Origin of the sequence: Paraburkholderia sp. RL18-085-BIA-A (assembly GCF_046027075.1) — a bacterium.
GTDB lineage: Bacteria > Pseudomonadota > Gammaproteobacteria > Burkholderiales > Burkholderiaceae > Paraburkholderia.
The window spans coordinates 1-11,199 of the sequence record NZ_JARESU010000016.1 but is presented as its reverse complement, the minus strand read 5'-3'; the positions used below and the strand labels follow the sequence as shown (position 1 = coordinate 11,199).

The following is an 11,199-nucleotide window of genomic DNA, read 5'->3' as shown; positions in this document are numbered from 1 at the left end:
CGCACACGTCCGTCATTTTGTGCCGTACCGGTTGTCTTTCTTTCACGCGTCGCCATGGCACCGAACACGGTCGCTATCACGGCGTCGTTCCCAAACCTGCAGGTGCATTGAGGAGCACGATCATGGCCAATCTGGCACAGGAACCCGCCGAAAGCGATCTCGATCTATCGACCATCGCCATACCGGAGAACGCCCGCATGCCGGCGTTTTCGCTCACGATGGCCTGGTGGGCGGTTTGCAGCGCGGTGTTCTACATTGTCGTCGGCGCAACGCTTGCACTCAATTACGGTGCGCGCAACGCGTTGATCGGGATGGCGCTATCGGTGGTGTCGTACGGTATTGTCAATTCCATCATCAGCCGCTACGCGGTTCGCACCGGCCTGTCCGTCGCGCTATTTTCGCGGGTCTTGTTCGGCAGCGTAGGTGCGGCGCTCGCCACGTTGATCTTCTTCGCGACTGCGATCTACTACGCGGTATTCGAAGGGTCCGTGATCGCTGTTGCGGCGCACAGTCTTTTTCCTGTGCTCGACTACCGGTGGGCGGCGCTGATCGTCGTTTGCTACAGCGTGCCACTCGTGTTCGGCAGCGTGCAGCACTGGCTCGACAAGTTCAACGGCGTACTGTTGCCGTTCTATCTGCTCGGGCTGGTCGCTGCCGTCGCGCTGGCTACCCATGAATATGGCTACAACGCAGCGTGGCTCGACTTCGGCCCGAGAGGCAACGCACCGGCCAACGGCTGGTGGAGTTGCTTTGTCTATTACATGGGCGTCTGGGTGCTGATGATGTTCACTTTCGACTACGCCCGTTTTGGTCGCAAGGAGGACGCGGGCTACCACGGCCGCTTCAACTTTGGCATGCCGTTCTATCTGGTCACGTTCCTGCTGAATGGAGCGGTCGGCATCTATCTGGTCAGTACGATTCCAGGCCTCGGCGCACTTTCGGAAGTATCCGTTGTGCTTGCGCTGCTCAAGCTGATGGGGGTCTGGGGTCTGCTGTTCGTGTGGGTAACGCAGTCGCGCATCAATACCGCGAACTACTATCTCGCGGCCATCAATATGCAGGCTTTTTCTCAGAAAGTACTCGGCCTTCGCGCGCCGAAGTTCGTGTGGGCGCTGGTTGTCGGCGTGGCTGTTTATGCCTTGATGATGGCCGATGTATTTTCGAAGATCCTGCAGGCGCTGGCGTATCAGGGAATCTTCGTGGTCGCGTGGGTCGGTGTGGCGCTCGCACACATCCTTTCGACACGCTACGACGAACTGATCGGCGGGGAAGTCGAATGCCGCGATTCGCGCGTGCCTGCTTTCAATCCAGGCGGCCTGACCGCATGGTTTGCAGGTGCGTTCGCCGGTCTTGTGTTGATGAATGTCCCGGGACCTGTGCAGTCGTTCTCCGCGCCAGCAAGCTTTGTCGTCTCCTGGCTTGTGTACCGGGGCATGCTCACTTCGGCCAAACGAACGTGGTTCGTGCGTGGCTAGAGCGCAGGCAGACATCGAAGGCGGTGATCTGCCTTTCAGAATTTTATATCTGCGTCGGTACAGGGGACCTAGTCGCCAGGAGCAGATGATGGCCAGCGGAGTGTCGCTGGTCTAGCGCCGCATTGTGTTTTGGTACGCTGTCAGGAAGACTCTCAGCCGGCGCAGGTCCGAACATCCATTTGTTTCAAACCAAATACCGAAGTCCGCCGTTGTCGCCTGCGATCTGCAATCAGCGACCGACCGCACAGACCAAAAGACTCAACATGAAGGCCTCACTGCCCACCATCTCTCATTGGCCGTGATGTGCCCCGTGGCGGGCAACTCAGCGGAGGTTGAGGTTCTGGTGCAAATAGGCGGTCCGGGTCAATGTGTTTCGTATAACTAAGGAAGTCTTATCGAGCCGTCAGGATGGTATCCCACACAGCGGGCGCAGCGGTATCCTTGAGGCTTGGCTTCACGAGGTTGAAGTGTCCTTTGCAAATGCGATGCATGAACTCTATGCCTGCCAGAGTGATCGCGGCGTTCCTGAAACGTTTGAAGCCGAGCATGACGTTCGTTCTGGACTTGACGTTCCGATGGTCCTGCTCGATCAGATTATTCAAACACTTCGAGGTTCGGACCTTCGTACCCTCGGGCAGCAAGCCGTCAGTCTTCCTCTCGGGGGTAATCGTCCTTTTCGTGCAATTTCTGGCGGTCATCGCCCGCAGAGCCCTGTCCAGCAAGGATCTCCTGTGCTGCAACATTTCCTCGAAACACGGATTCACCAAGCCTCTGATAAATAACCGTTTTTAGACACTAACCGTCAGAAATTGAACGAACAGGACGATTACCTCATTCTCGCGCCGAGGCGTTCCGTACTTGCGTTATTCCGACCGTAGTCATGCATCTAGCCATTGTCCGGCGGAGCGCCGTCCGGTGAATCCGCGAACAGTTTGTGATGCACATTGAGCAGATGCGCGCGCATTGCATTTTTCGCCGCGCGCGCGTCGCGATTCAGGATCGCCTCGCCAATTCGTCTATGGTCCGCGTTCAGCGCGACAGGAATGTTCTCGTCGGCATAAAAGGTCTCGAGATGAGTGAACATGGGGCTGTAGCGCTTGTTCCAGAGAACCGTCATCACCTCGGTCAGCACCGCGTTACCGGTCATTTCGCTGATAAGCAAGTGAAAGCGCTTGTCCTCGTCGAGAAACGCGGCGTTGTTCACCGATTGAGCCTCCAGCATGCCGATGGTTCGCGCCAGCGCTTCTCGCTGCGCATCAGTGCCGTTTTTGGCTGCAAGCGCGGCGATCTCGCCCTCGATCACCGCGCGCGCGGACAGCAAGTCCGCCGCGCTGAACTCCGCGTCCATCAGCGCGGGCTCGATGCGGGCTTCGTCGGGGTGACGGACGAACACGCCGGTGCCGGTGCGGATTTCGACCCAGCCTGCTATTTCGAGTGCGATCAGCGCTTCGCGCACCGACGACCGGCCAACCCCAAGTTGTTTCGACAGTTCGCGCTCGGCCGGCAATGCCTGCCCTTCTTCAAACGTGCCGTCCTTGATAAGTCCGATGAGCAACGTCGAAATCTTCTGGTACAAGCGCTCCGCTTTGAGGCTCGGCAGTTCCATCTCTTCACTCCGTCAACTGAATTGCGCGCCCAAAAGTAAGCCGCTATACTGTTTTTTCGGTCTAGTGGCCTGACCACCCGACCAAAAATTGCTTTTGTAAGCATAGCATCCCCGGAGTTCGGGACGGGTCCTTAAAAGGCAAAGGCATGAAGATGACTTTTCGGTGGTTCGGCCGGGACGACCCCGTCTCGCTGGACTATATCCGTCAGATCCCGGGCATGTACGGCATTGTTTCGGCCATCTACGACGTGCCTGTCGGGGAAGTCTGGCCGCCCGAGAAAATCGTCGAACTGAAGGACACCGTCCACGCGGCGGGCCTGGCAATCGATGTGATCGAGAGCGTGCCGGTTCATGAAGACATCAAGCTTGGCAAGCCCTCGCGGGACGCATTGATTTCGAATTACGCGCGCACGCTGCGCAATCTGGGCGCGGCCGGAATCAAGGTCGTTTGCTACAACTTCATGCCGGTGTTCGACTGGACCCGGACCACGCTTGCGAAGTGCCTGCCCGACGGTTCGACCACGCTTGCGTTCGACGTGGACACGGTCGCGAGCATCAATCCCGACGACGGAATCCAGTTGCCCGGCTGGGATACGAGCTACGACGCAGGCCAATTGCGCGCGCTGCTGGCCGAATACGCGTCCTGCAGTGAAGAGCGCCTCTGGGCAAACCTCGAATACTTCTTACAGCGCGTTATTCCCGTGGCGGAGGAAGCCGGAATCCGCATGGCAATCCATCCCGACGATCCGCCGCGACCCATTTTCGGCTTGCCGCGTATCGTCAAGAATCGCGCGGATCTTGAACGCGTACTTTCCATCGTGGATAGCCCGGCGAACGGGCTCACGTTATGTTCCGGCTCGCTCGGCGCAGATACCGCGAACGACGTCGCCGCGATGGTCCGGGAATTCGCCGCCCGGGGATGCATCCCGTTTGCGCACATGCGCAACGTCAAGGTGAACGATAAAGGCGATTTCCATGAGACCGCGCATCGAACGGCTGATGGTTCGCTCGACATGGCGGCGATCATGCAGGCCTACAGCGATGCGGATTACACCGGGTATATCCGTCCGGACCACGGCCGCATGATATGGGGCGAGACGGGCAAGCCAGGTTATGGCCTCTACGATCGCGCCCTCGGCGCGGTCTATCTGAACGGGCTCTGGGAAGGCATCCGCAAGGCAAGGGAGCTGGCCTAGCCCCAACTCAGCAGCAAAATCAGAAACGCTGTCATAACAGGAGACAAATGGATGATCGGTTCAGGAAAGCAGGTGTGCGCCGTGCTCGCGCTGGCGTCGTGCATGGTGGCGTCTTCGGCGCACGCACAGGTGGCGGCTGGCGATACGTCGCAAAAGAAGATCGCACTGTCCAATAGCTTCGCGGGCAACGCCTGGCGACAATCGATGCTCAAGAGCTGGGCCGCGGTATCGACTGTTGCGGTGCAGGACAAGAAAATTGCCGCCGCGCCTGCGTTTACGACCGCCGAGAACCAGGTGACGGAGCAGGCCCAGCAGGTCCAGAACCTGATTCTGCAAGGCTATAACGCGATCGTGATCGACGCCGTCTCGCCCACCGCGCTCAACGGTACGATCAAGAAGGCTTGCGCCGCCGGCGTCGTCGTGGTGTCGTTCGACGGCATTGTCGATGAACCGTGCGCGTATCGTGTTAATTTCGATTTCCGCGGCTGGGGCGAGGCGGGCGTCGACTATCTCGCCAAGCGTCTGAACGGCAGGGGCAATATTCTCGAAGTGCGAGGCGTGGCGGGGATCTCCGTCGATAACCTCATGCACGAGGGCGTGCTCGCGGGACTGAAGAAGTACCCGGGCCTGAAGCTCGTCGGTTCGGTGAACGGCGACTGGACGCAATCGGTGGCGCAGAAGGCGGTGGCCGGCATCCTGCCGACGCTGCCGCAAGTCGATGGTGTGGCGACCGAAGGCGAGATGTCGTTCGGCATTGCGCAGGCCTTCAAGGCGGCCAACCGGCCGGTGCCGCCGATGATTATCGGCAGCACGTATGCGGAGCTCAACTGGTGGAACGAGCAGTCGAAAAACGGCTATCAGTCGCGTTCACTGTCGAATCCCCCGGGCGCGGTATCGTTTGCATTCTGGGTGGCACAGCAGGTGTTGGCCGGCAAGAATATCCCGAAGGACGTGACCATCAATGTGCCGCTCCTCGATATTTCGCAGGAACAGTTGCAGGCGAAGCTCTCGGCGACGCCGCAGGGCGGCATCAGCGACGTGACCTACACGTTGCCGCAAACGGTCGCGCTGCTCAGCAAGAAGTAAGCTGAATGCGCCCGCCCGCGGCGGGCGCGTGAGCCCGACCCAGGCGGTTATGTGATGTCGGAACCAGACATGCGGAGCATGTGAATGGGCGAAATAAAAAATACGCCAGAGACGGAAGAGACAGGGCGCGAGGCGCTGATCCGGTTCCATGGCATCGGCAAGACATTCGGCCGCGTGCGCGCGCTGACTGACATCAACTTCAGCTTCCTGCGGGGCGAGTGCGTAGGCATCGCCGGGCATAACGGCGCCGGAAAATCGACGCTCATGGCCGTGCTCGCGGGCGTCTTCGAACCTACGCAAGGGCACATCGAGGTCGATGGCGAGTCGTTGCCGGGCTACGACGCCAACGCCGCGCGCCATGCCGGCGTGCGCTGCGTGTTCCAGGAGTTGTCGCTCTGCGCGAACTTGAGCATCGCCGAGAACATGTGCATCGTGCATCCGCAACTGCGTGGGCGCGGTTGGCGGCGGCGGGCGACCGCTCTCATGCGTGAGAAGCTGGAAGAAATCTTTCCCGGCAACGGATTGAGCGGCAACGAACTGGTCTCCGACCTCACGCTCACGCAGCGGCAGATGGTCGAGATCGCCCGGGGTTTTACTATCACCGATACCCCCGTGCGTCTCGTGATTCTCGACGAACCCACCTCGTCGCTCGATGCGCATACCGCGGAACAGTTGCTTGCCTTCGTGCGCAAGGCTGCGCAGGGCGGCATCACGTGCCTGCTTATCACTCACATGCTCGGCGAGATACAGCGTGTGGCGGACCGCGTGATGGTGATGCGCGACGGGAGCATTGTCAGCGTGCTCGCGCGGGACAATCTCAGCCGCAAAGCGATCATCCTTGCGATGGGCCAGCACCTCGAGGTCGACAAGGCGTCGGCCGACCAGCGTGCGCGCCTTCAACGCGCCGACGGCCCGGAGTACCAATGGGCGCTCGGCGCGGGACGGCGAACGAAGATCGATGCTTCGCGCGGCGAGGTGATCGGCTTTGCGGGGCTCGCGGGACAAGGGCAGACGGAGGCGCTGCTAGCCATTTACGAAGCCGCGACCAGCCGCGGAGCTGGTCGCGCGAAAGTGGCTTTCGTGGCAGGCGATCGCGGGCGCGACGGTGTGTTTCCCGTTTGGTCGATCGCGCAGAACCTCGACCTCCGCTGGTTGAGCGGCGGTATGGCTGAAGCGGGCAGGGCCGGGGCGAAGCGCTTGCCGATTCGAGGGCTCGTGGATTTTGCGGCGGCGCGCGCGGTCGTCGAGGCGTGGCGCGTGAAGATCGGGATTCGCGGTGCATCGATGAACGCGGGTATTCTCTCGCTGTCCGGCGGTAACCAGCAAAAGGTGCTGTTCGCACGCGCGCTCGCTTCGGATGCCGATCTGATCCTGATGGACGATCCCACTCGCGGTGTCGATGTCGGCACCAAACGAGACATCTATCAACTCGTGCGCGACGAAGCGGCGAAGGGCCGCACCTTCATTTGGTATACGACCGAGAACGAAGAACTGACGTATTGCGACCGCACCTATGTGTTTCGTTCGGCATCTGTCACGCGCCTGCTGCACGCCGACGAATGCACGGAGGAAGCACTCCTGGCCGCCAGTTTCGAGGAGCATGCCGCATGACGTTTGCGATTACCCAGGCGCGATTGCGCGCGTTGCTTCCGGCCATCTCGCTGGTCGCCGTGCTCGTGCCGATCCTGTGCCTGCAGCCAGCAACGATGAGCTATTTCGGTTCGAGCCTGTTGCTGAACCTTGCTGTGCCTATCGTGCTCGCGACGCTCGCTCAACTCGCGATCATCACGGTCAACGACCTGGATTTATCGATCGGGCCATTTGTGAGCCTCGTGGCCTGCATTGGCGCGACCCTGCTGGTGAAGCAGCCGTGGCTCGGCGTACTGGCGCTGGTGGGCTGCGTGCTGGCGTACGCAGCGGTCGGGGCGCTGATCGAGCTGCGGCAGATTCCATCGATTGTGGTGACCCTTGGCCTGGCGTTCGTCTGGAGCGGGCTCGCGATCGTGTTGCTGCCCTCACCGGGCGGCACGAGCCCTGAGTGGCTCGGCACGGCGATGAACTACCAGACACCGTGGATCGCAGCACCTATCGTCTGGTCCGCCCTGATCGCAGTGCTTGGGCATCTGTTACTGATGCGCACGTCGGCGGGCGTCCGGATTCGCGGAGCCGGGGGAAATCCACGCGCGATGCGTCGTTTCGGCTGGTCGCTCGTGCGCAGCAAGGCGACGCTTTACGGCATCGCGGGTTTGTTCGGCGTTTTGTCGGGTTTGTCGCTTCTGGGCCTGACCACCTCTGCCGATGCCAATCTCGCTTTGCGTTATACGCTGCTGTCGATTGCGGCCGTGATCCTGGGCGGCGGGGAATTCGCCGGCGGGCGCGTGTCGGTGATCGGTGCGGTGCTGGGCGCGATCACGCTGACGCTTGCCGCGTCGTTTCTCGCATTCCTGAATATTTCGTCGGACTGGCAAGTCGGCATGCAAGGGGCGATCCTGATCGTCGTGCTGTCGTTGCGCGTGATGCTGCAACGCGGAGACCACCAATGAGCCCGCAAACATCCAGCGAAGTGCGCAGCGATAAAGAAGCGACCGTTGCGCTGGCGCCCAGATCCGGCTGGTTGGCCCGGCTCAAAAGCGTTCAGGCGCCGTGGGCCTGGTCGTTCGCGGGTGCGGTTCTGGTCTGGCTGGCCATCGCCTTGATCTTCGGGTTTTCGATTGCGACCAACGTGGCCCAGACGGCGCTGGTGTACGGCGTTTTCATGGTGCTGGTGGGTCTCGGGCAGATGCTTGTCATCACGTCCGGCGTGGGCAACATCGACTTGTCGGTGCCGTCCACGATCGCACTCGCGGGCGTCGTCAGCATGCACGTGATGAACGGGTTGAACGGCCAGATCGTGCTGGGCTTCGCGGCGGTGCTCGGCGTGGGTATCGCGGTCGGGCTCGCCAATTACGCGCTGATCCGGCTGCTGCGCATTCCGCCGATCATCGCGACGCTGTCGTCCAGCTTCATCATCCAGTCGCTGGCAATCACGCAGGGGCGTCAATTGCCGCCGCCGCCTGCTGCGCTCGGGGCGTTTGCAGCCGGTCGCCTCGCGCAGATCCCGTACATTGCACTGGCGGCGTTTGTGTTGTCGCTTGCGCTCGCGTTGCTGCTGCATCGTTCCATCTACGGCCGCCGGCTTTCCGCCATCGGACAGAACTCGCGCGCTGCATGGCTCGCAGGCGTCGATGTGCATTGGACGCGTTGCATTGCCTACGTGCTGTCGTCGGTGATTGCGGCGGTCACCGCGCTGCTGCTCGCGGCGGTCTCCGGCGGCGCGTCACTCGACATGGGCGTGGAGTACATGTTGATATCGATCGCCGTTGTCGTGATCGGCGGCACGCTCGTCACAGGCGGCAAGCCGACCATCGTCGGGGTCTGGGGTGCATCGATGTTCCTGTTTCTCACGAATGCCGTACTCAATGCGGTCGGCGCCGATTCGGGCGTGCGCTCGGTGGTGTACGGTTTGCTGATCATTGTCGTAACGGTCGCGGCCGGCGGCAAGGCATTGCGATAAAAGCGCGTTCAAAAGGACAAGATAGTGAAATCTGACGAACTTGAAGTACACGATCCCCGTTTTCGCACGCTGGTCCAGCCTAATGCGCCACTGCAAAAGCTCACCGGCGAATGCCTGTGGGCCGAGGGGCCGGTGTACTTTCCGGCGACCGACTTGCTGATCTGGAGTGATATCCCCAACAACCGCATGTTGCGATGGGCGCCGGGCATGGGCGTGGGCGTCTACCGGTCCAACTCCAATTACAGCAACGGCAATACGCGCGACCGCGAAGGACGCCTGTTAAGCTGCGAGCACGGCGGCCGTCAAGTCACGCGCACGGAGCACGATGGCAGCGTTGTCGTGCTCGCGTCGCATTACGAAGGCCGGCGACTGAATTCCCCAAACGATCTTGTTGTTGATTCGCACGGCGCGATCTGGTTCACCGATCCTGACTATGGAATCCTGAGCGATTACGAAGGCTTTCGCGCATCGAGCGAAATCGGTAGTTGCAATGTGTATTGTGTTTCGCCAGACGATGGACGTGTGCGCCTCGTTGCCAACGACTTCGTTAAGCCTAACGGACTCGCGTTTTCGCCGGACGAAGCACGTCTGTACATTGCGGACTCCGGTGCGTCGCATGATGTGGATGGGCCGCGCCATATCCGCGTCTTCGACGTCGCCAGCGGCGGCGCGTTGCGCAACGGACGCATATTCGTGGAGATGGAAAGCGGCGTGCCGGATGGCCTGAGGACGGACGAACACGGCAATGTATGGACGAGTGCGGAAGACGGTGTGCACTGCTATGCGCCAGATGGCACCTTGCTCGGCAAGATCCTGATTCTCGAAACGGTGGCCAACCTGACCTTTGGCGGCTTGAACCGCAACCGGCTGTTCATTACAGCGAGTTCATCGGTGTATGCGCTGCATGTTGGTGTTCGGGGCGCCGCACGCTGAAGCAGAAACAACGTACAGCGCCGGCCAATCAAGCCGGCCGGCGCTTGTGGATTCGTTACTTGCCTGCCACGACTGCAACCACTTCCTCGCGCGTGTATTCCTTGTTCGCGAGCGAGCCCGGCGGCGTTTTTGCCAGCACGGCGTCGAGCTCTTCCGGCTTCACTTGGAGCACGGGCATACGGATGTCGTGCGGCATCTTCTTGCCTGCCAGCAATTGCTGCGTCACCCAGAATGCAAACGTCGACGCACCCGGCGGAATGGTTACCGACATGGTTTCATAGCCGCTCTTCTTCTGATCGGCCCACCACGCGAGTTCTTCCTGGCGATTGCCGAGGATGATGATCGGTGTCGGCCTGCCGGCTGCCTTCAGCGCCTGTGCTGTGCCGAAACCATCGCCGCCTTGCGTGAGGACGCCGTCGATTTTCGGCAACGTCGGCAAGATGCTCGCCACTTCTTTCTGCGCGACTGTTTGTGTCCAGTCGCCATGTACCGATCCGACTACCTTCAGACCCGGATACTTTTTGAGCTCGTCGACCATGCCTTGATGAATCTCGTCATCGACCGACACGCCGGCCAGTCCGCGGATCTCGAGCAGGTCGCCCTTGCCATTGAGTCGCTTCGCCAGATAATCCACCTGCATTCTGCCCACGCCCTGGAAGTCGACGGCGATTCGGTATGCGCAAGGCTCGGTTGCGATGCCGTCGAACGACACGACCGTCACGCCCGCGGCGCACGCCTGCTTGATCACGCCGTTAAGCGCGGTGGGGGACACAGCGTCGACCGTTATTGCCTTGAAGCCCTGGAGAATCAGGTTCTGGATTTGCTGGACTTGCTCGGTCGCCTGGCTTTCGGCCGTGGTAAATGTGGGCGCGGCTGCCACCACTTTCTGTTTGACTGCGACGTCCGCGACGTCGGACCAACTCTTGAGCATCATCTGACGCCAGCTGTTGCCGGCGTAGTTATTCGATAGCGCGATTTTCAGTGACGATGTATCGCCTGTTGCCACTTGGGCTGACGCCGACATCGCGAACCCGGCAAAAAACGCGACGCTGAAAATCTTGCAAGCCAGTCTGCTTGATCGCACGTGCTGTCTCCTTTCGTATGTAATGTGATTCAAGCGCCGACGACGGTTCGAGCCGCGCTCGTCACTGCATCATTTTGCCGGATTTGAGGGCATACGTGCTATGACTGTCGAGGTATTTCGGACACCAGCACAAAGAGGGCGATGAAAGAAAACCCACGCACTCACCGAGAGCGCGCAAAAGTTGGGGAGGCTCGCAACAAGGGCCGCGTGTGCTTCCGGTCGCAGTGCCGGTTTCTTATGGAATAGGCTGACAAGTCTCGCAATGC

General features: G+C 60.6%; 9 protein-coding genes and 1 pseudogene. 7 read left to right on the top strand and 3 right to left on the bottom strand.

The features are described 5' to 3' along the window. Nucleotides 1-122 precede the first annotated feature (122 nt). Entirely contained in the window at nucleotides 123-1,475 is a 1,353-nt protein-coding gene (locus P0D89_RS13770) for a purine-cytosine permease family protein (RefSeq protein WP_408358451.1), read from the top strand. A 392-nt stretch (nucleotides 1,476-1,867) separates the two neighbouring features. On the opposite strand, the pseudogene P0D89_RS13765 reads toward P0D89_RS13770, so the two are convergent. Next, nucleotides 1,868-2,110, bottom strand: a pseudogene (locus tag P0D89_RS13765) (DDE-type integrase/transposase/recombinase); the annotation flags it as partial. Nucleotides 2,111-2,361: 251 nt separating this feature from the next. After that, nucleotides 2,362-3,081: a FadR/GntR family transcriptional regulator gene (locus P0D89_RS13760; RefSeq protein WP_408358450.1), complete on the bottom strand. Its 720-nt coding sequence runs from the start codon at nucleotides 3,079-3,081 to the stop codon at nucleotides 2,362-2,364. 146 nt (nucleotides 3,082-3,227) lie between these two features. Between P0D89_RS13760 and uxuA the strand changes: the two genes are divergently transcribed. The 6 genes from uxuA (at nucleotide 3,228) to P0D89_RS13730 (ending at nucleotide 9,849) form a co-directional block, all read left to right on the top strand. Then, on the top strand, nucleotides 3,228-4,277 hold the full coding sequence (gene uxuA / locus P0D89_RS13755) for a mannonate dehydratase (RefSeq protein ID WP_408358449.1): 1,050 nt from the start codon (nucleotides 3,228-3,230) through the stop codon (nucleotides 4,275-4,277). Nucleotides 4,278-4,328: 51 nt separating this feature from the next. Continuing rightward, nucleotides 4,329-5,363: an ABC transporter substrate-binding protein gene (locus P0D89_RS13750; RefSeq protein WP_408358448.1), complete on the top strand. Its 1,035-nt coding sequence runs from the start codon at nucleotides 4,329-4,331 to the stop codon at nucleotides 5,361-5,363. A gap of 84 nt (nucleotides 5,364-5,447) precedes the next feature. Next, entirely contained in the window at nucleotides 5,448-6,974 is a 1,527-nt protein-coding gene (locus P0D89_RS13745; protein ID WP_408376779.1) for an ATP-binding cassette domain-containing protein, read from the top strand. Then, complete coding sequence (locus P0D89_RS13740; protein ID WP_408358446.1) at nucleotides 6,971-7,906, top strand: ABC transporter permease; 936 nt, start codon at nucleotides 6,971-6,973, stop codon at nucleotides 7,904-7,906. Before P0D89_RS13745 ends, P0D89_RS13740 begins: the two co-directional genes overlap by 4 nt. Further along, a complete protein-coding gene (locus tag P0D89_RS13735) occupies nucleotides 7,903-8,916 on the top strand; it encodes an ABC transporter permease (protein ID WP_408358445.1) in 1,014 nt (337 codons plus the stop codon). Before P0D89_RS13740 ends, P0D89_RS13735 begins: the two co-directional genes overlap by 4 nt. Nucleotides 8,917-8,940: 24 nt before the next feature. Further along, nucleotides 8,941-9,849, top strand: a complete 909-nt coding sequence (locus P0D89_RS13730) for an SMP-30/gluconolactonase/LRE family protein (protein WP_408358444.1) — start codon at nucleotides 8,941-8,943, stop codon at nucleotides 9,847-9,849. 55 nt (nucleotides 9,850-9,904) lie between these two features. Here P0D89_RS13730 and P0D89_RS13725 read toward each other — a convergent pair whose 3' ends face one another. After that, nucleotides 9,905-10,873, bottom strand: coding sequence for an ABC transporter substrate-binding protein (locus tag P0D89_RS13725; protein ID WP_408259756.1), 969 nt, complete (start codon nucleotides 10,871-10,873; stop codon nucleotides 9,905-9,907). Between the last annotated feature and the right edge of the window lie 326 nt (nucleotides 10,874-11,199).

Coding starts and splice junctions, on each gene's coding strand:
- P0D89_RS13750 (WP_408358448.1), top strand. CDS start 4,329: ATGATCGGTTCAGGAAAGCAGGTGTGCGCCGTGCTCGCGCTGGCGTCG.
- P0D89_RS13760 (WP_408358450.1), bottom strand. CDS start 3,081: ATGGAACTGCCGAGCCTCAAAGCGGAGCGCTTGTACCAGAAGATTTCG.
- P0D89_RS13745 (WP_408376779.1), top strand. CDS start 5,448: ATGGGCGAAATAAAAAATACGCCAGAGACGGAAGAGACAGGGCGCGAG.
- P0D89_RS13740 (WP_408358446.1), top strand. CDS start 6,971: ATGACGTTTGCGATTACCCAGGCGCGATTGCGCGCGTTGCTTCCGGCC.
- P0D89_RS13735 (WP_408358445.1), top strand. CDS start 7,903: ATGAGCCCGCAAACATCCAGCGAAGTGCGCAGCGATAAAGAAGCGACC.
- P0D89_RS13770 (WP_408358451.1), top strand. CDS start 123: ATGGCCAATCTGGCACAGGAACCCGCCGAAAGCGATCTCGATCTATCG.
- P0D89_RS13725 (WP_408259756.1), bottom strand. CDS start 10,873: ATGTCGGCGTCAGCCCAAGTGGCAACAGGCGATACATCGTCACTGAAA.
- uxuA (WP_408358449.1), top strand. CDS start 3,228: ATGAAGATGACTTTTCGGTGGTTCGGCCGGGACGACCCCGTCTCGCTG.